At 68.1% G+C, this 24,787-nt stretch carries 26 protein-coding genes; 8 read left to right on the plus strand and 18 right to left on the minus strand.

Features of this window, described 5'->3' with window-relative positions; translation table 11 throughout:
- Positions 1 to 35: 35 nt before the first annotated feature.
- Entirely contained in the window at positions 36 to 689 is a 654-nt protein-coding gene (gene fsa, locus ACK4IU_RS06720) for a fructose-6-phosphate aldolase (protein WP_409732921.1), read from the minus strand.
- A 132-nt stretch (positions 690 to 821) separates the two neighbouring features.
- Between fsa and ACK4IU_RS06725 the strand changes: the two genes are divergently transcribed.
- The 4 genes from ACK4IU_RS06725 to ACK4IU_RS06740 all read left to right on the plus strand — a co-directional run bounded on the left by ACK4IU_RS06725 (position 822) and on the right by ACK4IU_RS06740 (position 5,492).
- Positions 822 to 2,996, plus strand: a complete 2,175-nt coding sequence (locus ACK4IU_RS06725; RefSeq protein WP_409732980.1) for a primosomal protein N' — start codon at positions 822 to 824, stop codon at positions 2,994 to 2,996.
- Positions 2,997 to 3,114: 118 nt separating this feature from the next.
- Complete coding sequence (locus ACK4IU_RS06730) at positions 3,115 to 3,813, plus strand: DUF484 family protein (protein ID WP_409732923.1); 699 nt, start codon at positions 3,115 to 3,117, stop codon at positions 3,811 to 3,813.
- Complete coding sequence (locus tag ACK4IU_RS06735) at positions 3,801 to 4,736, plus strand: tyrosine recombinase XerC (protein ID WP_409732924.1); 936 nt, start codon at positions 3,801 to 3,803, stop codon at positions 4,734 to 4,736. The genes ACK4IU_RS06730 and ACK4IU_RS06735 overlap by 13 nt, the downstream gene beginning before the upstream one ends.
- A 51-nt stretch (positions 4,737 to 4,787) precedes the next feature.
- The gene (locus ACK4IU_RS06740) at positions 4,788 to 5,492 is read left to right on the plus strand and encodes a CDP-alcohol phosphatidyltransferase family protein (protein WP_409732926.1); all 705 of its coding nucleotides are present in this window, start codon (positions 4,788 to 4,790) and stop codon (positions 5,490 to 5,492) included.
- Positions 5,493 to 5,551: 59 nt separating this feature from the next.
- On the opposite strand, the gene ACK4IU_RS06745 is transcribed toward ACK4IU_RS06740, so the two are convergent.
- The 4 genes from ACK4IU_RS06745 to ACK4IU_RS06760 all read right to left on the minus strand — a co-directional run bounded on the left by ACK4IU_RS06745 (position 5,552) and on the right by ACK4IU_RS06760 (position 8,024).
- A complete protein-coding gene (locus ACK4IU_RS06745; protein ID WP_409732928.1) occupies positions 5,552 to 6,388 on the minus strand; it encodes an EamA family transporter in 837 nt (278 codons plus the stop codon).
- 96 nt (positions 6,389 to 6,484) lie between these two features.
- Positions 6,485 to 6,712, minus strand: coding sequence for a DUF3253 domain-containing protein (locus ACK4IU_RS06750; RefSeq protein ID WP_409732931.1), 228 nt, complete (start codon positions 6,710 to 6,712; stop codon positions 6,485 to 6,487).
- A complete protein-coding gene (locus tag ACK4IU_RS06755) occupies positions 6,709 to 7,155 on the minus strand; it encodes a methylated-DNA--[protein]-cysteine S-methyltransferase (protein ID WP_409732933.1) in 447 nt (148 codons plus the stop codon). Before ACK4IU_RS06755 ends, ACK4IU_RS06750 begins: the two co-directional genes overlap by 4 nt.
- Positions 7,152 to 8,024 carry a LysR family transcriptional regulator gene (locus ACK4IU_RS06760; RefSeq protein ID WP_409732935.1) on the minus strand — a complete coding sequence of 291 codons (873 nt, stop codon included), beginning with the start codon at positions 8,022 to 8,024 and terminating at the stop codon, positions 7,152 to 7,154. Before ACK4IU_RS06760 ends, ACK4IU_RS06755 begins: the two co-directional genes overlap by 4 nt.
- Positions 8,025 to 8,125: 101 nt before the next feature.
- Between ACK4IU_RS06760 and ACK4IU_RS06765 the strand changes: the two genes are divergently transcribed.
- Positions 8,126 to 8,341, plus strand: coding sequence for a hypothetical protein (locus ACK4IU_RS06765; RefSeq protein WP_409732937.1), 216 nt, complete (start codon positions 8,126 to 8,128; stop codon positions 8,339 to 8,341).
- A gap of 131 nt (positions 8,342 to 8,472) precedes the next feature.
- Here ACK4IU_RS06765 and ACK4IU_RS06770 read toward each other — a convergent pair whose 3' ends face one another.
- Positions 8,473 to 9,993: an AMP-binding protein gene (locus tag ACK4IU_RS06770; protein ID WP_409732939.1), complete on the minus strand. Its 1,521-nt coding sequence runs from the start codon at positions 9,991 to 9,993 to the stop codon at positions 8,473 to 8,475.
- Positions 9,994 to 10,085: 92 nt separating this feature from the next.
- On the minus strand, positions 10,086 to 13,001 hold the full coding sequence (ileS, locus tag ACK4IU_RS06775; RefSeq protein ID WP_409732942.1) for an isoleucine--tRNA ligase: 2,916 nt from the start codon (positions 12,999 to 13,001) through the stop codon (positions 10,086 to 10,088).
- A gap of 353 nt (positions 13,002 to 13,354) precedes the next feature.
- On the opposite strand from ileS, the gene ACK4IU_RS06780 reads away from it, so the two are divergent.
- Both ACK4IU_RS06780 and ACK4IU_RS06785 read left to right on the plus strand, forming a co-directional pair.
- Positions 13,355 to 15,433 (plus strand): FAD-dependent oxidoreductase, encoded by a 2,079-nt coding sequence (locus tag ACK4IU_RS06780; protein ID WP_409732945.1) that lies wholly within the window; start codon positions 13,355 to 13,357, stop codon positions 15,431 to 15,433.
- A 118-nt stretch (positions 15,434 to 15,551) separates the two neighbouring features.
- Positions 15,552 to 15,920, plus strand: coding sequence for a DUF2237 family protein (locus ACK4IU_RS06785; RefSeq protein WP_409732947.1), 369 nt, complete (start codon positions 15,552 to 15,554; stop codon positions 15,918 to 15,920).
- 9 nt (positions 15,921 to 15,929) lie between these two features.
- On the opposite strand, the gene ACK4IU_RS06790 is transcribed toward ACK4IU_RS06785, so the two are convergent.
- From ACK4IU_RS06790 to ACK4IU_RS06835, 10 genes are all read right to left on the minus strand, one after another.
- On the minus strand, positions 15,930 to 16,466 hold the full coding sequence (locus ACK4IU_RS06790; protein WP_409732949.1) for a helix-turn-helix transcriptional regulator: 537 nt from the start codon (positions 16,464 to 16,466) through the stop codon (positions 15,930 to 15,932).
- Positions 16,467 to 16,493: 27 nt separating this feature from the next.
- Complete coding sequence (locus tag ACK4IU_RS06795) at positions 16,494 to 16,871, minus strand: hypothetical protein (RefSeq protein ID WP_409732951.1); 378 nt, start codon at positions 16,869 to 16,871, stop codon at positions 16,494 to 16,496.
- Between the two features lie 108 nt (positions 16,872 to 16,979).
- On the minus strand, positions 16,980 to 17,459 hold the full coding sequence (locus ACK4IU_RS06800) for a hypothetical protein (RefSeq protein WP_409732953.1): 480 nt from the start codon (positions 17,457 to 17,459) through the stop codon (positions 16,980 to 16,982).
- 283 nt (positions 17,460 to 17,742) lie between these two features.
- Positions 17,743 to 18,975 carry a tryptophan synthase subunit beta gene (gene trpB / locus ACK4IU_RS06805; protein WP_409732955.1) on the minus strand — a complete coding sequence of 411 codons (1,233 nt, stop codon included), beginning with the start codon at positions 18,973 to 18,975 and terminating at the stop codon, positions 17,743 to 17,745.
- Positions 18,976 to 19,059: 84 nt separating this feature from the next.
- Complete coding sequence (locus tag ACK4IU_RS06810) at positions 19,060 to 19,728, minus strand: phosphoribosylanthranilate isomerase (RefSeq protein WP_409732957.1); 669 nt, start codon at positions 19,726 to 19,728, stop codon at positions 19,060 to 19,062.
- The gene (locus tag ACK4IU_RS06815) at positions 19,728 to 20,081 is read right to left on the minus strand and encodes a LapA family protein (protein ID WP_149588930.1); all 354 of its coding nucleotides are present in this window, start codon (positions 20,079 to 20,081) and stop codon (positions 19,728 to 19,730) included. The genes ACK4IU_RS06810 and ACK4IU_RS06815 overlap by 1 nt, the downstream gene beginning before the upstream one ends.
- A gap of 71 nt (positions 20,082 to 20,152) precedes the next feature.
- Complete coding sequence (ihfB, locus tag ACK4IU_RS06820) at positions 20,153 to 20,434, minus strand: integration host factor subunit beta (RefSeq protein ID WP_149588931.1); 282 nt, start codon at positions 20,432 to 20,434, stop codon at positions 20,153 to 20,155.
- 174 nt (positions 20,435 to 20,608) lie between these two features.
- On the minus strand, positions 20,609 to 22,288 hold the full coding sequence (rpsA, locus tag ACK4IU_RS06825) for a 30S ribosomal protein S1 (protein ID WP_409732960.1): 1,680 nt from the start codon (positions 22,286 to 22,288) through the stop codon (positions 20,609 to 20,611).
- Between the two features lie 175 nt (positions 22,289 to 22,463).
- A complete protein-coding gene (locus ACK4IU_RS06830) occupies positions 22,464 to 22,955 on the minus strand; it encodes a hypothetical protein (protein ID WP_409732963.1) in 492 nt (163 codons plus the stop codon).
- Positions 22,956 to 23,029: 74 nt separating this feature from the next.
- The gene (locus tag ACK4IU_RS06835) at positions 23,030 to 23,620 is read right to left on the minus strand and encodes a (d)CMP kinase (RefSeq protein WP_409732965.1); all 591 of its coding nucleotides are present in this window, start codon (positions 23,618 to 23,620) and stop codon (positions 23,030 to 23,032) included.
- 330 nt (positions 23,621 to 23,950) lie between these two features.
- On the opposite strand from ACK4IU_RS06835, the gene ACK4IU_RS06840 reads away from it, so the two are divergent.
- Entirely contained in the window at positions 23,951 to 24,157 is a 207-nt protein-coding gene (locus tag ACK4IU_RS06840; protein ID WP_103258321.1) for a cold-shock protein, read from the plus strand.
- A 39-nt stretch (positions 24,158 to 24,196) separates the two neighbouring features.
- Here the strand turns inward: ACK4IU_RS06840 and ACK4IU_RS06845 are convergent, their stop codons facing one another.
- Complete coding sequence (locus ACK4IU_RS06845; RefSeq protein WP_409732967.1) at positions 24,197 to 24,628, minus strand: hypothetical protein; 432 nt, start codon at positions 24,626 to 24,628, stop codon at positions 24,197 to 24,199.
- Positions 24,629 to 24,787: the final 159 nt, after the last annotated feature.

Below are 24,787 nucleotides of genomic sequence, written 5' to 3' on the forward strand. Positions count from 1 at the left end.
ACGAGGGACGAAGTCGCCGAGGAGCGTTCCGGGGGTCAGAGGATCTTCTGCCCGGTCTTGGCCCAGTCCTTCAGGAACTGGTCGAGACCCTTGTCGGTCAGGACATGGCTCGCCAGCGCCTTGATGACCGCCGGCGGCGCCGTGACCACGTCCGCGCCGATCATCGCGCAGTCCTTCACATGGTTCGCCGAGCGGATCGAGGCGGCCAGGATCTGGGTCTTGAAGTCGTAGTTGTCGTAGATCGTGCGGATGTCGCCGATCAGGTCCAGCCCATCCAGGTTGATGTCGTCGAGCCGCCCGATGAAGGGCGAGATGAAGGTGGCCCCCGCCTTGGCCGCCAGCAGCGCCTGGTTCGCACTGAAGCAGAGCGTGACGTTGACCATGAAGCCTTCCGAGGTCAGCACCTTGCAGGTCTTGAGCCCGTCCCAGGTCAGCGGCACCTTCACCGCGATGTTCGGGGCGACGGCGGCCAGCTTGCGGCCCTCGGCGATCATCTCGTCGGCCTTGACCGCCACCACCTCGGCCGAGACCGGGCCGGTCACGAAGGAGCAGATCTCCTTCGTTACCTCGAGGATGTCGCGGCCCGATTTCAGGATCAGCGAGGGGTTGGTGGTCACGCCGTCCACCATGCCGAGGTCGTGCAGCTCGCGGATCGCGTCAACGTCGGCGGTGTCGATGAAGAATTTCATGGGGTCCTCCCTGGTGCGGTTGCGGGGGGCGCAACGGCGGGGTTGAATGCTCTCGGTGGGCGGTTTACCCGAAACCTCCGGTAAACGAAAGGTTGCAGCTTGGGCGAACGGGTCTATCGTGCGGGCGACCTGGTGGGGGTGCTGCTTGCGGAAGCCCTGGGCGGCGCGCTGGGGGGGCGGCTGCTCGATTACCGCGCGCCCGAGGGCGGCTGTGGCGACGGGGACTTCGTCGAGGTGCCGCTGGGGCCCCGCCGGGTGCTGGGCGTGGTCTGGGGGCCGGGCGAAGGCGGGTTCGACCCCGCGAAGATCCGCCCTGTTACGCGGGTGCTGGACGCGCGGCCGATGCGGGCGGAACTGCGCGCCTTCCTGGCCCGCGCGGCCGACTATACGCTGACCCCCCTGCCCGCCATGCTGCGGCTTGCCACCCGCGCGCCAGGACTGGGCGATCCGCCCTCCACCCGTCGGGTCTATCGGCTGGCGGGCCCGGTTCCGAACCAGCTGACCGAGGCGCGGCACCGGGTGATCGAGGCCCTGCGCGACTATGGCGGCGCGCCGGTCACGCTGGGCGAGCTGGCCGAGGCGGCGGGCTGCGGGGCAAGCGTCATCAAGGGGCTGGTGAAGCTGGGCGTCGTGGCCGAGGAGGACGCCCCCCGCGACACGCCCTATCCGCGCTTGCGCGCCGATGTCGGGATGCGGCTTCAGGGCGATCAGGTGGCGGCGGGGGATGCCTTGGTCGCCGATGTCGCGCGCGGGGACTATGCGGCGACGCTGCTGAAAGGCGTCACCGGGTCGGGCAAGACCGAGGTTTATCTGGAGGCGGTGGCCGAATGTCTGCGCCAGGGGCGGCAGGCGCTGGTCCTTCTGCCTGAAATCGCCCTGACCGCCGAGTTCCTGACCCGCGTCGAGGCCCGCTTCGGCGCGCGGCCGGCCGAGTGGCATTCCGGCGTCACCATGACGGAACGCCGCCGGCTCTGGCGCATGGCGGCCGAAGGCGAGGCGGGGCTGGTCGTCGGCGCCCGGTCCGCCCTGTTCCTGCCCTTCCGGGACCTCGGGCTGATCGTCGTGGATGAGGAGCACGACACCTCCTACAAGCAGGAGGACGGGGTTCTTTACAACGCGCGGGACATGGCGGTCTTGCGGGCGGCGATCTGCGGGTGTCCGGTGGTGCTGGCCAGCGCCACGCCCAGCCTCGAGACCTGGGCCAACGTCGAGGCGGGGAAGTATCGGCGGCTGGATCTGGGCGCGCGCTTCGGCGCGGCGGAGATGCCCGAGATGCGGGCGATCGACATGCGGGCCGAGAAGCTGCCGGGGGACCGCTGGATTTCCGAGACGCTGGCCGGGAAGGTCGGCGCCGTGGTGGCGCGGGGAGAGCAGGCGCTTCTGTTCCTGAACCGGCGGGGGTTCGCGCCCGTTACGCTCTGCCGGGCCTGCGGGCATCAGGTGGGTTGCGACCAGTGCGATGCCCGGATGGTCGAACACCGGTTCCAGAAGCGGCTGGTCTGCCACCAGTGCGGGGCGACGAAGCCGGTGCCGGTGGCCTGTCCTTCCTGCGGGGTCGAGGGCCGGATGGCCGCCGTGGGTCCGGGGGTGGAGCGGCTGGCCGAGGAGGTGGCGGCGCGGTTCCCCGAGGCTCGGGTGGCGGTGCTGTCCTCGGACCTGTTCGGGTCGGCGCGGGCGCTGAAGGAGAAAATAGCCGAGATTTCGGCCGGCCGGGCGGATATCATCATCGGCACGCAGATCGTGGCCAAGGGGCACAACTTTCCGCTCCTTACGCTGGTGGGGGTGATCGACGCTGATCTGGGTTTGCAAGGGTCGGACCTGCGGGCGGCAGAGCGGACCTTCCAGCTGATGCGCCAGGTCGCGGGGCGGGCGGGGCGGACGGCGGAACGGCGGGGCGAGGCCTGGCTCCAGACGCATCAGCCCGAGCATCCGGTGATCCGCGCGATCCTCGGGGGCGACGAGGAGGCCTTCTGGCGGGCCGAGGCGGCCGAGCGCCGCGCCTCGGGCGTGCCGCCCTATGGACGGATGGCGGGGATCATCCTGTCATCGCCCGATGTGGCGCAGGTCTTCGACTTCGGGGCCGAGCTGGCGCGTCGGTCGGAGCCCCTGAGGCGGATCGGGGCCGAGGTCTGGGGTCCGGCTCCGGCGCCGATCGCAAGGGTGCGGGGTCGGCACCGGGTGCGGCTTCTGGTGAAAGCCGAGAAGGGGGCGCCGTTGCAGGCGGCGCTGGCGGAATGGCTGGCGCAGGTCAGGGTGCCGAAGGATCTGCGGCTGGCGGTGGACATCGATCCGCAGAGTTTCCTGTGACCCGGCTGTTGCAGGGATCGCACAGCCCCCCGCGCGCCGCCGTGTTGCCTGTCGCCAGAACCTGCGGCTTCGGCCTATAGTCCCGGACACAGATGCAAGAACCGCCCGAGACTCGCCGATGATCGAACCCGACCTGCGCGCGCGCATCCTTGCCGAGCCGGAACGTCTTCTGGACGACCGCGACGTGATGAACGCCCTCGTTGCCGCCAACGAACGCGCGCTCGGCGAGAATGTCGTCGATCTGCGCGGCATCGCCATGCAGCGGCTGGAGGCGCGGCTCGACCGGCTAGAGGACACCCACCGGTCCGTCATCGCCGCGGCCTACGAGAACCTCGCGGGCACCAACCAGGTGCACCGCGCGGTGCTGCAGATGCTGGAGCCCACGGATTTCGAGGCCTTCATCGCCAGCCTGACCGGCGAGGTGGCGCAGATCCTGCGGGTGGATCATGTGCGGCTGGTGCTGGAGACCTTGCAGGAGGATGGCGAGTCCGACCCGGTGCTGCGCCGGCTGGGCGAGGTGTTGCAGGTGGTCCCGCAGGGCTTCGTCGGCCATTACCTGACGAACGGCCGCAACGGGCCGGGGCGGCCGGTGGTGCTGCGCGCCGTCACGGGGCTCGCCGCTGCCTTCTATGGCCCGCTGGCCGACGAGATCCGGTCGGAGGCGCTGATGAAGCTGGACCTCGGGCCGGGGCGGCTGCCGGGGATGCTGGTCTTCGCCTCGGAAGACCCGAACCAGTTCAAGGCCACCCATGGCACCGACCTGCTGGCCTTCTTCGCCGGGGTCTTCGAGCGGACGATGCGCCGGTGGCTGGGCTGAGCGACCCCTTCCTGCCCCCCGCGCTGGGGGCGGCGCTGGCGCAATGGCTGTCGCAGCTGGCCGCCCTGGAAGGGGCGGCGGCGAACACCATCGAGGCCTATCGCCGCGACGTGGCGCGCTATCTCAAGTTCCTGGTGGCCCATCGCGGCGGGGCCGAGGGCATCGCCTCGGTCGCGCGCGCGAGCCAGTCCGACCTGCGCGCCTGGATGGCCGAGGAGCGCGGGCGCGGCCTGTCGGCCCGGTCGCTGGCCCGCGCGCTGTCGGCGGTCAAGGGCTTCACCGCCTGGGCGGCCGACCGCAGCGGGACGGATGCGGCCACGGTCCTGTCGGCCCGCGCCCCGAAGTTCCGCCGCAAGCTGCCCCGCCCGCTGAGCGAGGAGGGCGCCGGGGCGATCCTCACCGAGATCGGCGCCGATGCGCGCGAGGACTGGATCGCCGCGCGCGACACCGCGATAGCCACGCTGCTTTACGGCCTTGGCCTGCGGATTTCCGAGGCGCTGGCGCTGACCGGCGCCGACCATCCGCTGCCCGGCGTGCTGCGGATCACCGGCAAGGGCGGCAAGACGCGGATCGTCCCGGTCATACCGGCGGCGGCGCAGGCGGTGGCGGACTATGTGGCCCGCTGCCCCTTCGAGCTTGCGCCCAACGCCCCCCTGTTCCGCGGCGCGCGGGGGGGCGCGGTGAACCCGCGCCTGATCCAGGCGGCGATGGAGCGCGCGCGCCTGCGCCTCGGCCTGCCCGCGACCGCCACGCCGCATGCGCTGCGCCACAGCTTTGCCACGCATCTCTTGTCGGCCGGGGGCGACCTGCGCGCGATCCAGGAGCTGCTGGGCCATGCCTCCCTGTCCACCACCCAGGCCTACACCGCCGTCGATGCCGCGCGGCTGATGGAGGTCTATGAAAAAGCCCACCCCCGCGCCTGAGCCGCGCGCCCCCCTGTTGCGCCCTGCCCCGTAATCGGCCATCAAGTCCCCATGAGCCCACGTCTGAAAGCCCTGTCCGTCCACCTGCTGACCGCCACCGGCGCGGTGCTGGCGATGTTCGCCATGCTGGCCGCGGTGAAGGAGGACTGGAGCCTGATGTTCCTCTGGCTGGTGGTGGCGCTGATCGTGGACGGGATCGACGGGCCGCTGGCGCGGAAATACGACGTGCGGAAGAACTGGCCGACCTATGACGGGGTCCTGATGGACCTGATCGTGGATTACCTGACCTATGTCTTCATCCCGGCCTTCGCGCTGTTCCAGTCGGGCCTTTTGCCGGGCTGGACGGGGTGGCTGGCGATCATCGTGATCTGCTACGGCTCGGTCGTCTATTTCGCCGACACGCGGATGAAGACCAAGGACAAGAGCTTTGCCGGCTTTCCCGCCTGCTGGAACATGGTGGTGCTGGTCCTGTTCGCCACCAAGCCGGGCGAGGCGATCATCCTCGTGGTCGTCATCCTGTTGACGGTGACCATGTTCACCAACCTGAAATTCATCCACCCGGTCCGCACCAGCCGCTGGTACGAGATCTCGCTGGCGGTCTGCGTCGCCTGGATCGCGCTTGCGGCCTGGGCGGCGTGGTGGGACTTCAACGAGGGGCCGGTGGCGAAATGGCTGCTGGTGCTGACCTCGATGTATCTGTTGCTGGCCGGGATCGTGCAGCAGGTCGTGCCGGAAGGGATCCGTCGGGTGCGATAGGGGCAGAATCCTTGAGCAAGGATTCTGGCAAATTTCTTGCTTAAGAAATTTGGTCCCGGCTACAGCCGCGTCAGCATCACGCCGGCGACGATCACCAGGGCCGCCACCGCCTTTTCCCCGCTCATCTTCTCGCCGAAGGCCAGCCAGCCGATCAGCACGGCAAACAGGATCGAGGTCTCGCGCAGGGCCGCGACCACCGCGATGGGCGCGAGCGTCATGGCCCAGATCGACACCGCATAGGCGCCGTAGCTGGCCGCCGAGGCGAAGGCCCCCATGCGCCAGGCGTGCCAGTTCCGCGGGATCACGTCCCAGCCGCGCAGGGCCAGCATGCCGAGGGTAAAGAAGGTCCCGTCCGCGACGAAGACCCAGGCCACATAGGCCGCGGCCGAGCCCGAGACCCGCGCCCCCATCCCGTCGATCAGCGTGTAGGTCGCGGTGGCGCAGGCAGAGCCGATGGCGAAGGGCAGAAGCCTGCGGTCCTCGCCGCTGGAAAAGACGCCGCGCGCCATCAGCAGGATCCCGGCGGCCAGCACGGCGATGGCCAGGTATTCCTGCCCGGTGACCGCATCGGCGAGGAAGACCGCGCCCACCAGCGCCACGATCATCGGCGCGGCGCCGCGGGCGATGGGATAGACCCGGCTGAGATCGCCCCGGTCGTAGGCATAGGTCAGGAAGAACTTGTAGGCGAAATGCGTGCAGCCCGCCGCGAGCACCCAGGGGATCGCCGCGGGGTCGATGGCGGGGCTCAGCATCACGACGGCTAGGCCGATCGGCACCTCAACGATGGACAGGATCACCATCCCGCCGACCTTGGAAGTGCCCAGCTTGATCAGCGCATTCCACAGCGCATGGAGGAAGGCCGCGCCGAGGACGGCCAGGAACACGCCAAGGGTCACGTCGCACCCGTCATGAATCTGTTACACGACTGGCTAGACCCCGGCGCGGGCCGACACAAGCCGCGCCTTAGGTCCAGAGCGGGGGTTTCGATAGGCTCAGCGCAAGTGCAGCCGGATCGGGCCGCGCGCGGTGCGGGGATCGACCTCGACCCCGCGCTGGGTGGCGCGGATCTCGGGCATCTCGGTCGCGACGGCGCGCAGGGCGGGCATCAGCGGCCGCCAGTCGCTGGCCAGGGCCCTTGCAACCTCGGAGGGGCAGAAGCTGCGCCCCCTGCCTCGCCGGAGCGCCATTTCGAGGATCGCGGCGCGCAGGTCCTGCGTCACAGGAGCAGCGCCCCCTCGTGGCGGAGGAGCGCCGCCTTGGTTTCAACCCCGCCGGGGGCGGAGAAGCCGCCGAACCGGCGCGTGCCGGTGACCCGGTGGCAGGGGATGAGGATCGGCAGCGGATTGGCGCCGCAGGCCTGCCCGACCGCCTGCGGCGGAGCCCCGACGATGCGCGCGATCTGGCCATAGGTCCGCGTCTCGCCCATCGGGATGTCGGCCATCGCCCGCCGCACGGCGGCATGCAACCCCGTCCCCCAGTAGAGCGGCAGGTCGAAGCGGCGCAGGCTCCCGGCGAAATAGGCGGCAAGCTGCGCCAGACCCTCGGCCAGCAGCGCGCTTTGCCCCGGTGTGTCGGGCAGCGTCCAGTCGAGGCCCACCAGAAGCCCGTCGCGTTCGACCAGCGCCACCGGCCCGAACGGCCCCACCATCCCGGCGCGGATCATCCGGGTTTCCCCCCTCCCAAGGGCGCGAAGGCCGCGCGCAGCACTTCGGCCATGCCCTCGATCGCCGGAGAGGTGCCGCGCGGGTTGCGCCGCAGCACCACCCGCGCACTGTCCACGATGGGAAAGCCGTCCTCGGCTGTCAGTTCCCGGCAGCCCGGCGGGATCGTGCTGCGCGACAGGGGCGCGATGGCCATGCCGTTCGTCACCGCCACCCGGAACCCCGCCGCCATGTCGCAGGACCAGGCCGCGCGCCAGTCGATGCCGTGCCGGTCGAGCGACATCTCGGCGTAATCGCGGCTCCACTGGCTGCGGAAATAGACCGCGACCGGCACCGGGCGGCGCAGGTGCTGGGCATGGGTCAGCGAGGTGACCCAGACCGTCGGGTCGATGCACAGGACCTCGCCCTCCTGCACATAGGCCCAGTCGTAGATCACGCCGAGGTCGATCTCATCGGCCTCGAGCGCCGCGATCTGCGCGGTGGAATGGTCCACCCGGACCGAGACCTGCACGCCCTCGTGCCGTTCGTCGAAGGCGGCCAGCGCGCGGGGCAGCACGGTGCCCGAATATTCGTCCGAGATCCCGACTCGCACCGGACCGACAAGCGGCTTTTCCCGCAGCGCGATCGCCGCCTCGTCCAGAAGCGCCACCACCCGCCGCGCATAGGGCAGAAGCTGCTCTCCCCTCGGCGTCAGCGCCACCCCGCGCGCCTGGCGATGGAAGAGCGGCTGGCCCAGGCTGTCCTCCAGCCGCTTGATCTGGAGGCTGACCGCCGACTGGGTGCGGAACAGCCGATCCGCCGCCGCCGTGACCGACCCGCAGTCGGCCACCGCCAGAAAGCTGCGCATCAGGTCGCTGTCGAGCGGCTGCATCGGTTACCCATGAATCAAGTTCATGTCAGCCATGAAAGCTATTCGCTTGTGAAATGTCAAACCCGGCCCTATCTCTGGGTCTCAAGTCAAGGAGTCCCGTCATGTTCGCCCGTCTCATCGCCCTTTTGCAGCTGCGCCGCTCGACCGCGTTCCTGCTGGAGCGGAACGACGATCATCTGCTGGACGACATCGGCCTGACCCGCGACGACCTGATCGCGCTGCGCCGTGGCCAGGATCTCGCCGATGCGCTGGTCAAGTCGGCCCGCCTGCAATCGACGCCGGTGCCACGCGGTCTCCCCGTGGGCGCATCGGCCTGACTCTTCGCCGGGGGATCTGGGGTCCCCGGCGAAGACTTTTCCCGTAGCGAAACCCTGAACCTCCTCGTCGCCCTGCGGGCGCTCGTCGGCCGCAGCGCGAGGAGTGCCCGAAGGGCTTCGACGAGCCACAGCTACCCCGGCAGCATCCGGCGCAGGATCTTGCCCGAGGCGGATTTCGGGATCGCCTCGACGAAGACGATGCGCTGCGGCAGCTTGTAATGCGCGAGCTGCCCGGCGAGATGGGCGCGGATCGCGGCCTCTTCGGCGCCCTCGGCGGGGACGACATAGGCCACGGGCAATTCGCCCGCCTCGTCGTCCGGCACACCCTTGACGGCCGCGTCCTTCACCATCGAACTGGTCAGCAGCGCGGCCTCCACCTCGGCGGGGGCCACCTGGAAGCCCTTGACCTTTATCAGTTCCTTCAGCCGGTCGCGGATGAAGACCCAGCCCTCGGCGTCGATCTCGGCCAGATCGCCGGTCTTCAGCCAGCCGTCCGGTGTCAGCGTCTCGGCCGTGGCCGCGGGGCGGTTGTGATAGCCGAGCATCACCTGCGGCCCGCGCACCCAGAGTTCGCCCGCCTCGCCCGGCTCCGCGTCGCGGCCATCGACCACGATGCGGCATTCGGTGGACGGAAGCGTGACCCCGACCGAACCCTGGCGCGCCTGCCCGCGCGGGGTCGCATGGCTGACCGGGCTCATCTCGGTCATGCCGTAGCCCTGTACCGACTGGCAGCCGAGCCGCGCGGCCACGGCGTCGCCGATCTCGCCGCCAAGGGGTGCCGCGCCGGAGAAGAAGCGTTCCACGCAGGACAGGTCGAACCCCGCCACCATCGGATGCTTGGCCAGCGCGACGGCCACCGGCGGGGCGCAGAAGAGCGTGGGCGTCCGGTGGCGTGCGACGAGCGTCAGGAACATCTCGAGGTCGAAGCGCGGCATGGTGATGATCCCGGCCCCGGCCGCCAGGTGCATGTTCATCAGCACGGTCTGGCCGTAGATGTGGAAGAAGGGCAGGAAGCCCACCGACCATTGGCCGGGATCGCAGCCGATCACGGCGAGCGACTGATCGACATTGGCCACGAGGTTCCTGTGGCTGAGCCGCACGCCCTTGGGCAGGCCGGTGGTGCCCGAGGAATAGGGCAGCACCGCCACGTCGCGCGCGGCATCGACCGGGACCTGCTCGGCGAGCGGATCGCCCATCAGCGCGGCAAGGGGCGTCGCGCCCTGGGCGGCGCCGATCACCACGATCTCGACATCGCCGGCGGCGGCCTGGGCGGTGTCGAGGAAGGGCGGCAGGGTGACCAGAAGCCGCGCGCCGGAATCCTCCAGCTGATGCGCGACCTCGGGCGCGGTGTAGGTCGGGTTGATGGTCGTCACCGTCGCGCCCGCAAAGGCCACGCCGTGAAAGACCACGGCATAGTCCGGCAGGTTCGGCGCGAGGATCGCCACCACGTCGCCCTTGCCGAGCCCGCGCGCCCTCAGCCCGCCGGCGAGGCGCCGGATCCCCGTCTCGAGCGCGCCGGCGGTCATCTCGCGCCCCGAGGGACCGTCGATCAGCACCACCCGGTCCGGGTCCGGGCCAAGGCCGCGCAGCACGCGCTGGGTGATGCTTTCGCCGGTAAGGGCGACCGGCGGGTAGGGGCTGCGATGGATCATGGCGTCCTCCCTTGATCGGGTAAGGATACCACGTTTCGCTGGCGAAAGTTTCGTCCCGTGCCCGTCAGCCTGCGCCCGGTCGTCGCGCCGCGTCAGTCCAGCGCGTCGTTGCAGCGCCGGCAGGTGCCGGGGTGCCTGTGCGTGCCCACGTCGGGCAGCACCTTCCAGCAGCGTTCGCATTTCTGCCCGGTCGCGGGGTGGAACTGGACCGCGACTCCCTGCACATCGGCCAGCCGGAAGGCGCCTTCCGTCGGCTCGCCCGTGCGCAGGGTGAGGTCCGAGGTGATGCAGGTCTCGGCGAAATCGACGCTGCCGAGGATCGCGGCCATGGCGGGCGAAACGAAGACCTCGGGCGCGGCCTCGAGGCTGGCGCCGATCACCTTCGCGGTCCGCTGCACCTCGAGCGCCCCGGTAACCACCCGACGCGCGTCGCGGATGGTTTCCCACTTCCCGGCCAGCGCCTCGTCGCGCCAGCTTGCCGGGGTCTCGGGGAAATCGACCAGGTGGACCGAGCTGTCCTCGCCGGGGAAGCGTTCCAGCCAGACCTCTTCCATGGTGAAGACGAGGATCGGCGCGAGCCAGGTGGTCAGGCGGTGGAAGAGCAGGTCCATCACCGTCCGGCAGGCGCGGCGGCGCAGCGCGCCGGGCGCGTCGCAGTAGAGCGCGTCCTTGCGGATGTCGAAGTAGATCGACGACAGGTCCGTGGTGCAGAAGGTGAACAGCTTTTGGAACACGCCCTGGAAGTCGTAGGCGGCATAGCCCTTGCGCACCTCGGCGTCGAGTTCGGCGAGCCGATGCAGCACCCAGCGTTCCAGCTCCGGCATCTCGGCGGGATCGACCCGCTCGGCCTCGGTGAAGCCCGACAGCGCGCCCAGCATGTAGCGCATGGTATTGCGCAGCCGCCGGTAGCTGTCGGCCACGCCCTTCAGGATCTCCTTCCCGATGCGCAGGTCCACGGTATAGTCGGACTGCGCCACCCAGAGCCGCAGGATGTCGGCGCCGTAATCCTGGATCACCTCCTGCGGGGCGACGGTGTTGCCCAGCGACTTGGACATCTTCATGCCCTTCTCGTCGAGCGTGAAGCCGTGGGTCAGCACCCCCCGATAGGGCGCGCGGCCCTTGGTGCCGCAGGCTTGCAGCATCGAGGAATGGAACCAGCCGCGATGCTGGTCGGTGCCTTCGAGGTAAAGGTCGGCGATGCCGTCCGGGCTGCCGTCCTCGCGGTCGCGCAGGACGAAGGCATGGGTGGAGCCGGAGTCGAACCAGACGTCCAGCACGTCATAGACCTGTTCATAATCGGACGGATCGACGATGCCGGACAGGACCTTTTCCTTGAATCCTTGCACATACCAGACATCGGCGCCTTCCGCCTCGAAGGCCGCCCTGATCCGGGCGTTCACCTCGGCCTTCTTGAGCAGGAAGTCCGGCGCATCCGGCCGCGCCCCCTTCTTGACGAAGCAGGTCAGCGGCACGCCCCAGGCGCGCTGGCGCGACAGCACCCAGTCGGGCCGGGCCTCGATCATCGAATGCAGCCGGTTGCGACCCGTGGCGGGGGTCCATTCGACAAGCTGATTGATCGAGTTCAGCGCCCGTTTCCGGATCGTGTCGCCATAGGTGGACATGCCGTCATCGAGCGCCTTGTCAATGGCGACGAACCACTGCGGCGTGTTGCGGTAGATCACCGGGGCCTTGGACCGCCAGGAATGCGGATACTGGTGCTTGAACTTGCCCTTGGCGAAAAGCGCGCCCGTGTAGGCCAGCTGCTTGATGACCGACACGTTCGCCGGCCCTTCCTTGCCGTCCGGAGTGATGATGTGCTGCCCGCCGAACAGCGGCAGGTCGGCGCGGTAGGAGCCGTCAGCCTCGACATTGTAGGTCATCGGCAGGCCGAACCTGACGCCCAGCTGATAGTCGTCGTCGCCATGGCTGGGCGCGGTATGGACAAAGCCGGTGCCGGCGTCGTCGGTGACATGCTCGCCCGGCAGCATCGGGACGTCATAGTCCCATTCGCCATTGCCGCCTTCGACGCCCCGGAAGGGATGCGCCATGACCATGCCCTTCAGGTCCGCCGCCGAGACGTCACCCAGCCGCCGCACCATCTCCGGCCCGACCAGCCTGGCCTGACCGAAGACAGCCTCGGCCAGTTTGTCCGCCACAATCACCCGATGCCCGATGATCGCCGAACTGTCTTCCGGCCGCCCGATGATCTCGTAAAGCCCGTAGGCGATGTCTGGTCCAAAGGCGACGGCCCGGTTCTGCGGGATGGTCCATGGCGTCGTGGTCCAGATCAGCACATCGGTCGGCGTCCGGGTGAACAGCGCTTCGCCATGGATAACCCGGAACCGCACCCAGACCTGATGCGAGGTATGGTCGTGATACTCCACCTCCGCCTCGGCCAGCGCGGTCTTCTCGACCGGAGACCACATCACCGGCTTCGACCCCTGGTAGAGCGTGCCGTTCATCAGGAACTTCATGAACTCGTCGGCGATCACCGCCTCGGCGTGGTAGTCCATGGTCAGGTAGGGCCTGTCCCACTTGCCGGTGACGCCCAGCCGCTTGAACTCCTCGCGCTGGATGTCGATCCAGCCCTCGGCAAAGCGGCGGCACTCTTGGCGGAAGGCGACGGTGTCCACATCGTCCTTGTTTAGGCCCTTCGCCCGATACTGCTCCTCGATCTTCCATTCGATCGGCAGGCCGTGGCAGTCCCAGCCCGGCACATAGCGCGCGTCGCGGCCCATCATCTGCTGGGACCGCACCACCATGTCCTTCAGGACCTTGTTCAGCGCATGGCCGATGTGCAGGTGGCCGTTGGCGTAAGGCGGGCCATCGTGCAGCACGAAGGGTGCGCGGCCCGCCGCGCGCTCCCGCAAGCGGTCATAGACCCCGATCCGCTCCCACCGGGCCAGCCAGTCGGGCTCGCGCTGGGGAAGCCCCGCGCGCATCGGGAAGGCGGTCTCGGGCAGGAAGACGGTGTCGCGGTAGTCAACAGCGGCGGTATCGGCGCACATGGGAGGGAAACCTCAGGAATTCAGGGGCAGGTCGGCCCGTCACGGGCCAGCGGCAAAACGACGAACCCGGCCGGGCCTCAGCCCGCCGGGCAAGTAATTCGCGCGCGAAGAACCCGTCCCATAAGCATGGCGGCCTTATAGACAAAGGCCGCCGAAGGGTCCAGCCCGCCCCGATACCCATTCGCCTGTCTGCAAATATCCCGGGGGTTTGGGGGCAGCGCCCTCATCACCCGAGGAGGAGGCGCAGCCGGACGACGAGACAGGAGGCTCGCGCCGCCAGGCGCTCCGTTCGAAAGCCGCCCCGCGACACCGCAGCCCTTGCCGCAACGACACTCCGCTGCCATCGATGCTCCATGACCTACTGCATCGCCATCGCCGGGGCCGGGATCGGCGGCCTCGCCGCCGCAACCCTTCTCGCCCGGGAGGGCCACAGCGTCACAGTCTTCGAACGGTTCGAGACGCCGAGACCGCTCGGCGCCGGCCTGGTCGTCCAGCCCGTCGGCCTTGCCGCGCTGGATGCCATCGGCGCCGGGGACGAGGCGCGCCGCCTCGGCGCCCCGCTCACCCGGATGCTTGGCCACTCCGGGCGAAAGGTCGCGCTGGATGTCGCCTACCGACCGCAGGCACCCGGCCTTGCCATGCACCGCGCGGCGCTGTTCAACATCCTGTGGCAGGCCGCCACCCGTGCCGGGGTCCGCCCTGTCACCGGCCACGCCGCCACCGGCACCCGCGCAACGCCGGACGCGATCCATCTGGTCACCGACCGGGGCGAGCTTGGCCCCTTCGACCTGATCGTCGACGCCTCCGGCGCGGGCTCCCGCCTTGCCCCCCTCACCGCCCGGGCGCTGCCGTTCGGCGCGGTCTGGGCCCATGTCCCCTGGCCCGCGACCGACCTTCCCCTGACCGAGCTGCGCCAGCGCTACCACCGCGCCTCGCGCATGGCCGGTATCCTGCCGATCGGCTGCCTGCCCGATGATCCGACGCCCCGGGCCGCCGTCTTCTGGTCGCTGTCGGCGGCCGAGCTTGACGAATGGCCTGCGAAACCCCTGCACCGCTGGCAGGCCGAGGTCGCAGCTTTCTGGCCCGCGATGATCCCGTTTCTAGACCTGATCGCCGACAAGACCCAGCTTTCCCCGGCCCGCTACAGTCACGGGACGCTCCGCCGACCCTACAGCCGGCGCCTCATCCACATCGGCGATGCCGCCCACCGGGCCAGCCCCCAGCTTGGCCAGGGCGCCAACATGGCGCTGCTCGATGCCCAGGCGCTTGCCCGGGCCCTGCGACTGCCGCTGGATCAGGCGCTGCCAGCCTACCATCGGGCGCGCCGCTGGCATCTTGGCCTCTACCAGGCCCTCTCGGCCGCCTTCACCCCGCAGTACCAGTCGCACAGCCGGCTGCTGCCGGTCCTGCGCGACCACCTGCTTGCGCCGCTTTCCCGGCTCTGGCCCTTGCCCCGCGTGCTGACGGCGCTCGTCTCGGGCGACCTGATCCCCCGTACCGCCTGTAGGCGTGTCCGGTTGCCCTCTTGCGGGGGTGCGGAGATCCCCACTCGACATCCCGGCCCACACGGGCTCAGGTTCCGGCATCCGCCCGATGGAGCCTTGCCCGTGTCGTTCCGCCCTGCCGTTGCCGCAAGCCTCGCCCTCGCCGCACCCGCCCTGGCCGAAGCCCCCCTTTCCTCGCAGATCCCTGGCCTCGACATCGTGGCACTGGATCGCCTGCCCACCGCGCCGACGACACCGGGGGATGTCGCCTTCTGCGATCATCTGGCCATCACGCCCGGAACCGCGGCCGGACGCGCCGCACAGGCCCTTGGCTGGACGGTCACGGCCGAGATCCCGTTCGGCGACCTGACCGCCGTCAGCTTTGTCGGCAGCTTCGTGCAAGGCACTTCGGGCACCTGCCTGCGCCAGGATGGCAACGTCGGGTTCTTCCGTGGCGACCGCCTGACCGCACTGATCTACGCCACCGACGCGGAGCAGCTGCCGATCGGCTTTGTCGCACCCTTTGCCGACACCGGGCTCCGGCTCTGGTCGGGCGATTTTCTGCCGATGCCGCTTGCCGACATCCGGCCCCAGGGGACGGATGGCATCGCCGTCGTGCCGCTCGCCGCATCCGAGCCGGTCTGCAACGGGGCCACCGAGGTGCCGCTGATCTACGGCCTTCCCATCGACATCGCACGGGAAAGGCTGGCCGGGGCCGGCTGGCAACCGCAGCCCCATGTCGGCGACCGGAGCGGCAGCATGGGCCTCGACGCCGAGATCGCCGCGCGCGGCGTGCCAGAGGTCGATGACTGTTCCGGCACCGGCTTCGGCTTTTGCGGCTATGCCTATGCCGGCCCGGCAGGCAGCCTCGGTGTCACCACCATGGGCGAATTCGGCGAGGACGGCAGCTTTCCGGTCGTCGCGGACTACGGAGTGGACTGTCGCTAGCCATCGGTTGAGCCTTCCTGATTTCCCGCAGACAAGCCATTGATTTCATTCGGGTGGGAGAGGCTGCCCACCGGGAACGCCACTGGACAGCGGCCGCCCGGCCTGCCATTCTTTGCCGATGAAGCTTCCCTCGCTCAATGTCCTTGGCCAGCCGCTCGAGCCCTGCTCCACCGACCCGGTGACCGGCTTCTTCCGCGACGGCTGCTGCAACACCGGCCCGATGGACCGCGGCCTGCACACCGTCTGCGCGCTGATGACGGCCGAGTTCTTGGCGCTCTCGAAGTATTTGGGCAACGACCTGTCCACCCCTCGGCCGGAATACGGCTTCGCGGGGCTGAAACCTGGCGACCAATGGTGCCTTTGCGCCAGCCGTTTCCTGCAAGCACACGAGGAAGGCGCGGCCCCGCAAGTCAGGCTTGCGGCCACGCATCAGGCAACGCTGGCCGTGGTCCCGATCGAGATCCTGCAGCAGCACGCCAGCGATTGACCAGCCAGCCTACTTGACCGGCACGGCGGCGTCCGGCGTGGCCTCCGGCATCGGGCGGATCGCCCCGTCGTCCCGCATGAGATCCTCGATGAACAGCGACAGAAGCTGCGGCCGCCCGGTCACGCCGGCCTTGCGATAGATCGCATTGGTCTGCGCCTTCACCGTGCCCTCGCTGGTCGACCGCAACTGCGCGATCTCGGCCGTCGACATCCCCTTGATCGCGAACAGTGCGACGTCCTTTTCCGAAGGCGTCAGTCCCCATTCCTCGAAACGCTCTTGCAGAAGGTCGGCAAAGGCCCCTGAGGCACGCCGAAGCTGCTCCTCGGCCCGGTGCCGGTCGCGCAGGGCCTGCCGCAACATGAGCCCACCGACCACCACGCCCAGCACCAGCCCGACGGCTGCACCGATCTCGAGCGCCTCGCGCATTTCCCAGCTGATCGGCGAACTGCGGAACCCCACGACCGAGGACAGGATGTCGGATACGAAAAAGAAGGCGCAAAGCGCCTGGATGACAAAAATGGCGATGAACGGCGCTGCTCGTCTCACGCGGACAACCCTCGACGGACGGGCCGATCAATCATCGTCATCGTCACGATCGTCATCGTCACGATCGTCATCGTCGCGGTCGTCATCATCATCTTTGTCATCGCTACGGCCCCCTCCGCTCGCGCTGACGCCACTGCTTCCCTCGCGGTCATCGATGATCGGCATTCCGCTGCCGCTGCCCTTTGCCAACCACAAGTCCCGCAGGATCTCACCTGTTTTCGGGTTCACGATGATCTCGCGAACGCCGTCCTTGCGGGTTGCAGTGATTCGGACGCGCCCAAGAAGGGTCCGTTCCTCGACGATCGAGCGAAACCCAAGCGACCTGAGCTGCCGCTTGACACTTGCAACCACATCCTCTGCGAATGCCGGAGCCCCGCCGAGAAGCCCGACGGCAAGTCCCGCCATGAACACGCGCCGTCTCATTTCGCCACCCGGGTCCGCTCGCTTGAATTATGTGCCACGCCGAAAGCCCCGGCAAGGCCGGGGCTCTCCGCTTTCTCGGGCTTGTGGGGCTCAGTCGTCGTCGCCACCGCGATCGCCGTCATTGTCGCCGCCGCCATGATCATCCCCGCCGCGCCCATGGTCGTCATCGTGATCATCGTCGCTGCCACGCCCTTTGCGGTCGTGATCTTCGTCGTCGTCGTCAGCGCCCTTGCCGTGGCGGCGGTTTTTGTCGTCGTCCCCGAAGCGCTCGAAGTCACGCTTGACCGTCCGGACCTCTCTGCCCGTGCGGCCGATCTCGTCCGCATCCGCCGTTTCCACCTCGCGCTTGATCTCCTGCAACGCCTCGTTGTCGTAGACGATCTCGACCTTTTCGGTCCCTTTGATCGCCTCGACCTTGGTCTGGGTCGGGCCAACCTTGACCCCGACGAAATCGTACCCTTCCGCCAGCAGGCGGTCTGCCAGGGCATTGCCATCGACGGCGGCGAAGGCGGCACCGGCCGACAGGACAACCGCAGCGGCGTAGCAGGAAAGTGTGGTTCTCAGTTTCATAAATGATCTCCCTCGTTCTCAGGACTCGCACCGGACGAGGCGTTTGCCGTCGACAAGTGCATGAGAACGGAATGCCCCCGGGACTGGGGTGATGGCCATTGAACGGCAGTTTAGTGCTGGACATCTATGCCGCAGGTTTGCGGGCCTAAACTATAGTTTAGGAAGCAGCCAGGGACGCTTCGAGGGTAGATGCAGACCGGCAGAGGGTCCGGATTTCCCTCAGAAGAACGGAAAAGGACGGCAAGACAGTCGGCCGCCCCTCCTGAACGCAGATCGGCGGCACTCAGACCTTCATTTGTACGCCCAGGTGCTTGGCCACGGTGAAGATGTCCTTGTCGCCGCGCCCGCACATGTTCATCACGATGATCTTGTCCTTCGGCAGCGCCGGCGCCAGCTTCATGACCTGAGCGAGAGCGTGCGACGGCTCCAGCGCCGGGATGATTCCCTCAAGCTTGCAGCACAGCTGGAACGCCTCCAGCGCCTCGGCATCGGTGATGCTGACGTATTCGGCGCGACCCACATCGTGTAGCCAAGCATGTTCCGGCCCGATTCCCGGGTAGTCGAGACCTGCGCTGATCGAGAAGCCTTCGAGGATCTGCCCATCCGCATCCTGCAACAGGTAGGTCCGGTTGCCGTGCAGCACGCCGGGCCGCCCGCCGGTCAGCGAGGCGCAATGCTCCATCCGGTCGTCCACGCCCTTGCCGCCGGCCTCGACCCCCACGATGCGGACCGAGGGGTCGTCGAGGAACGGGTAGAACAGGCCCATCGCGTTCGACCCGCCGCCGATGGCCGCGACCACCACATCCGGAAGCCGCCCCTCGCCCTCCTGCTCGGCCAGTTGCCAGCGGACTTCCTTGCCGATGATCGACTGGAAGTCGCGCACCATCGCCGGATAGGGATGCGGGCCAGCCACGGTGCCGATGCAGTAGAAGGTATCGCGGACATTGGTCACCCAGTCGCGCAAGGCATCGTTCATCGCGTCCTTCAGCGTGCCGCGCCCCGAGGTCACCGGGATCACCTCGGCGCCGAGGAGCTTCATGCGGAACACGTTCGGCGCCTGGCGTTCCACGTCATGCGCGCCCATGTAGACTACGCATTTCAGCCCGAACTTTGCGCAGACCGTGGCGGTGGCCACACCATGCTGGCCCGCGCCTGTCTCGGCGATGATCCGGGTCTTGCCCATGCGGCGGGCCAGGATGATCTGGCCCAGCACGTTATTGATCTTGTGCGCGCCGGTATGGTTCAGCTCGTCGCGCTTCATGTAGACCTTGGCGCCGCCCAGATGTTCGGTCAGCCGGGGCGCGAAATACAGGGGTGAGGGCCGGCCGACATAATGCTTCCAGAGGTCGTCCATCTCGGCCCAGAAACTCGGGTCCGTCTTTGCGTGGTTGTAACGCTCTTCCAGTTCCAGGATCAGCGGCATCAGCGTCTCGCTGACGAAGCGCCCTCCGAAGAGGCCGAAGCGGCCCGCCTCGTCCGGTCCCGTCATGAAGCTGTTCAACCCGTCCTCGGCCATGCTGCACCCCCGTTGTTCCCTGAGGGATGTAGCGCCAATGCATGATCGGGAAAAGCCGGAGTTTTCGAAAACTCCGGTGCGATTTCAGCGCAGGATCGGCACGCCGCCCTTCACGCCCTGGGCTGCCTCGACGAATGCGGCGATCCGCGCGGCATCCTTCACCCCCGGCGCGCTTTCCACGCCCGAGGCCACATCGACCTGTCGCGCTCCCGTGCGCTGGATGGCCTGCCCGACGTTTTCCGGCGTCAAACCGCCCGCCAGCATCCAGGGCTTCAACCACGTGCGTCCGACCAGAAGCCGCCAGTCGAAGGTCAGCCCGTTGCCCCCCGGCAGGACTGCCCCCTTGGGCGCCTTGGCATCCACCAGGATCTGATCGGCGACCAGCTGGAAGTCCAGAAGCCCCGCGAAGTCGGCTTCCTCGGCCACACCGATCACCTTCATCACCGGCAGGCCGTAGCGGGCCTTCACCTCGGCCACCCGCGCGGGCGTCTCGTGACCGTGGAGTTGCAGCATGTCGAGCGGGACCTCGGCCACGATCGCATCCAGCGTCGCGTCGTCGGCATCGACCACCAGCGCAACCTTGCACAGCCCGTCCGGCGCGACCAAGGCCAGAGCCCGGGCCTGTTCGGGCGTGACATGACGCGGCGACCTGGGGAAGAAGTTGAAGCCCGCATAGGCCGCACCGGCCGCGGCCGTCGCAGCGACATCGGCGGGCGACTTCAACCCGCAGATCTTGACGCGGACATCCCGCATTAGCGCTTTTCCAAGAGCGCCAGCACCTCGTCCTTCGGCGGGACCGAGGTAGCATCCTTCAGGACGGCCAGTTCCCGCTCCAACCGTGCCACCTCGCGCGCCTTCTGGCTGGCGGTTGCGCGGTGGCCGTGTTCGCGGAACCATTCCCAGACGAAGCCGATCAGCACCCCCGCGATGATCGCCGCAAAGATGACCAGGAACAACGGCAGTTCCATCCCCCAGGTCAACCCGGTCAGCGCCGCCAGATCAGGCGGCAGCAGGCGCACCGGCACCGCTGTCCGGTTCGCCAGCGCGACGGTCAGAAGGCCAAGACCCAGAAGGCCCAGGAAGATCAGTCGAAGATAGCGGATCATGCGAAGCGCGTCCCAGGGGTTCCGCTGTCACTATCGGCCCTAACCGCCCCGGGCGCAAGGCACGGGGCCGGCTACTTGCCGTTAAGCCGGTCGCGCAGCAGCTTGCCGGTCTTGAAGAAGGGGACCTTCTTGTCCTCGACCTTCACCGCCTCGCCCGTGCGGGGGTTGCGACCGACCCGCGCGTCGCGGGCCTTGACCGAGAAGGCGCCGAAGCCGCGCAGTTCCACCCGGTCGCCCTTGGCCAGCGCCTCGATGATCTCTTCGAAGACCGTGTTCACGATCCGCTCGACATGCCGCTGGGTCAAATGCGGGTTCTCATCCGCGATCTTCTGGATCAGTTCCGAACGGATCATCCGTAGTCCCCCCTGTGGTCTGGCCGATGGCAGTCGGCCGCCACGCTGTTGTTCTCGCGGGACTATAGCGGCAGGATTTGCCTCCGGGCAAATGAAAACGGGGACTTGGCGCAAAGGAAAAGGCCCCGCTTGTGACGGGGCCTTTGCATTCAATCGCAGGTTCAGCCGACGATGTCAGGTGCGGTCCTTCAGGGCCGCGCCCAGGATGTCGCCCAGCGAGGCGCCCGAATCGGACGATCCGTACTGCTCGACGGCCTCTTTCTCCTCGGCGATCTCGCGCGCCTTGATCGACAGGCCCAGCTTGCGGGTCTTCGGGTCGATGTTGGTCACACGGACGTCGACGTGGTCGCCCACCTGGAAGCGCTCGGGGCGCTGGTCGGCGCGGTCGCGCGCCAGGTCGGACCGGCGGATGAAGGACTTCTGGCCGTTGTATTCGACCTCGATCCCGCCATCCTCGATGGCCGAAACGGTCACGGTGATGACCGCACCACGCTTCACGCCGTCAACCGCATCGCTGAAGGTGTCGTCGCCCAGCGCCTTGATCGAGAGCGAGATGCGCTCCTTCTCGACATCCACCTCGGTGACCGCGGCCTTGACCACGTCGCCCTTGCGGTAGTTCTGGATCGCTTCCTCGCCACGCTGGTCCCAGCTGAGGTCGGACAGGTGCACCATCCCGTCGATGTCGTTCTCGAGCCCGACGAACAGACCGAATTCGGTGATGTTCTTGACTTCGCCCTCGATGGCCGACCCGATCGGGTGGTTCTCGGCAAAGACTTCCCACGGGTTACGCTGGGTCTGCTTCAGACCAAGCGAAACACGACGCTTGGCGCTGTCGATTTCCAGAACCATGACGTCAACCTCTTGCGAGGTCGAGACGATCTTGCCGGGGTGCACGTTCTTCTTGGTCCAGGACATCTCGCTGACGTGGACCAGCCCCTCGACCCCCGCTTCCAGCTCCACGAAGGCGCCGTAGTCGGTGATGTTGGTGACGCGGCCCTTGTGGACCGAACCGATGGGATACATCTTCTCGACGGTATCCCACGGGTCGGACTGGAGTTGCTTCATGCCCAGCGAAATGCGGTGGGTTTCCTTGTTGATCTTGATGACCTGAACCTTGACGGTCTCGCCGATCGACAGGATTTCCGACGGGTGGTTGACGCGGCGCCAGGCCATGTCGGTGACGTGCAGCAGGCCGTCCACACCGCCAAGGTCAACGAAGGCACCGTATTCGGTGATGTTCTTGACCACGCCGTCGACCACTTGACCTTCGGTCAGGTTGCCGATGACTTCGGCGCGCTGTTCGGCGCGAGACTCTTCCAGGATCGCGCGGCGCGAGACGACGATGTTGCCGCGGCGACGGTCCATCTTCAGGATCTGGAACGGCTGCTTCATGCCCATCAGCGGGCCGGCATCGCGCACCGGACGGACGTCAACCTGCGAACCGGGCAGGAACGCCACGGCGCCACCGAGGTCGACCGTGAAGCCGCCCTTGACGCGACCGAAGATCGCGCCATCGACGCGCTGCTCGGCGGCATAGGCCTTTTCAAGACGGTCCCAGGCTTCCTCGCGGCGGGCCTTTTCACGGCTGATCTGGGCTTCGCCGCGGGCATTTTCCACGCGGTCCAGATAGACTTCCACGGTGTCGCCCACGTTGATGTTCGGGGCCTCGCCGGGATTTGCGAATTCCTTCAGGTCGATGCGGCCTTCCATCTTGTAGCCGACATCGATGATGGCCTGGCCCGCCTCGATGGCGATGACCTTGCCCTTGACGACAGTGCCCTCTTCGGGGGTGTCGATCTCGAAGCTTTCCTTCAAGAGGGCTTCGAAGTCTTCCATGGATGCTTTAGCGCACATATGTGTTCAGTTTCCTTTTCTCGTGTTTCACTGGCCATGCGGTTGGCTCCGCCGGTCTTGGCCCCGAACGAAAAAACCCTGCCGTCCGGCAAACCGGCGGCGGGACGTCCATTCGGGATGCGCGCGCTATAGTTGGAAATCCGCGCCGGGGCAAGGGAAAGCCTGCCCCGGCGCCTCAGGCGGCGTCATCCGGCCCGGGGGCCGGCGGATCGTCGCCGCCGCTCCGCCCGGACGGGAAGAGAAACGCGAGGAGCAAGAGCGCCAGCCCCCCGGCGATCAGCAGGGCCGAGCGATGCCTGCCGCCCGGGTCCTGGCCGTTCGCGTGCGGGTCGCCCTTCGCCTGAGGCTCGCCGCGCAGGATCGCGCTGGCCGCACTGACTGCCGTCGCCGCCCAGAGCGCCCGGGTCGTCGCCCGCAGGTCGGCCGAGCGACGGTTCTGCGCCCCGGCGAGCCAGACGACCAGGAGGGCCAGAACGGCCAGACCGCCCGCAACCGCCAGCAGGGCGCCGATCGGGCCGAGGCGCGGCGCCAGCCAGGTGACCGCGGCGATGACGGTCAGCACCCAGGCCGTCGCGAGCAGGATGCTGGCCACCACCCAGGCCAGGACGGCCGCCACGCGGTCGCGCAGGGCCCCCGCCAGCATGGCCTTGAGCCCGGCAAACGCCACGCAACGATCCTCCTGCCTGTGCCCTTCGGCGCCAGACTGCCGCATCGCCCCCGCGGCTGCAAGGCGCGGCGGCTTCAGCGCTGCGGCAGCCGGTCCGCCACGACGGCGCAGGCCGCGGCCACCGCCTCGTCGATCCCCATCGCGCTGGTGTCGATCAGGACGGCATCCGGCGCGGGTTTCAATGGAGCATCCGCCCGGCCCATGTCGCGGGCATCGCGCTCTCGCACTTCGGCGAGCACGCGGGCTTCGTCGCCCCCGACCTCGAGCCAGCGGCGATGCGCGCGCACCTCGGGGCTGGCGGTGACGTAAAGCTTCACCTCGGCCTCGGGGCAGATCACCGTGCCGATGTCGCGCCCGTCGAGGACCGCGCCGCCCTCACCCCGCGCAAAGCGGCGCTGGAAGTCGAGGAGCGCGGCGCGCACCTCGGGGATCGCGGCGACCCGGCTCGCGGCCTGCCCGGCCTGAAGCGTGCGCAGGTCGTCGCGGGCAAGGTCCTCGGGGCGCAGGGCGCGCGCGGCGGCAACCGGATCGCCGCCCAGGGCGCCCACCGCGCGGTAGAGGAGGCCCGTGTCAAGGTGCCGGAACCCGAAGCGATCCGCAATGGCACGGCTGATGGTGCCCTTGCCGGCAGCTGCCGGCCCATCGATTGCCACCGTGAAGATCATATTTCCCGTCCCTGCGCCCCCGTCCGACGGCGGATGCCTCCGGCGGGAGTATTTCGAAAAGGGCAAGCCGAAAAGAGCTTTCGCATGCAGCGCGCGGCAAGACAGGCGCGACGGTTTTCAAGCCGTTGATATCATTGTGCGACATCGGGCGTTCGGCAAGGTTTTCCGAAGTTTACCGCTTGGAATCGAAGGCCGTTTCGCCTATCTTCGGCCTGCGACGTTATCTTTTCGACCACTGTCTCCGACCATCGGCCACAGCAATCGACTTCAAGCTGACGGGGCCAAGCCGCCGCATCCCGCGGGCGGGCAGACTAGACAGGAGACTTCACGATGGCCAAGGGCACCGTGAAATGGTTCAATGAAACCAAGGGTTACGGCTTCATCGCCCCGGAAGGCGGCAAGAAGGACGTGTTCGTGCACATCACCGCGCTGGAGCGCGCGGGGCTGCGCAGCCTGAAGGATGGCCAGCCGGTCACCTTCGACATCGAAGCCGGCCGTGACGGACGCGAATCCGCAACGAACCTCGCGCTGGCGTAAGCCGGCCGGCCGGGGGCGGCGCGCCGCCCCCGGCATCCGTCAGTTCATGGTCACCGCGGCGCGGTCGCGCAGGACGTGATCGAAGCCGATCCGGAAGCTGGCATCCGTGACATCGCCGGGCAGGCAGACCGCCGTGCGGCGCCCGAGGGGATAGACGGGCACGTCGAACTCCTGGCTGACCAGCATCACCCGCATCTTCGCATCCCCGGCGATCAGCGCCGAGATCGCCTGTTCGGCCCCGGCAATGCCGCCGAACCCGTCGCAATCCATCACGAAGAGATCATAGCCGAAGCGGTCGTTGAGGATCGCCGCCACGGCATCGTCGAGGTCGTCCACCATGTCGACCTGGCTGCCGTAACCGGCAAGCCTCCGGGCGGTCGGGCTTTCGGCCTGGTCGGTCAGGAGCATGACCCGGACGCCAAGGGTGTGGGACGAGAAGACCTGGTGACCGCTCTGAATGAAAGTCTGCACGCGCACTCCTCCACTATCCCTTGCCAGTCACACCAACAATGCGGAGAGCTTTCGCCCGAATAAAGGAAACTTGCAGGAAAATCATCGTTACCCTGCCACATTCAAGCCAGAGTTGCCCCGCCGGGCGGTTGCCCGCACTTCAGGGTTGAACGCCGGGTC

It is taken from the genome of Tabrizicola flagellatus, assembly GCF_046295235.1.
Classification (GTDB): domain Bacteria; phylum Pseudomonadota; class Alphaproteobacteria; order Rhodobacterales; family Rhodobacteraceae; genus Tabrizicola; species Tabrizicola flagellata_A.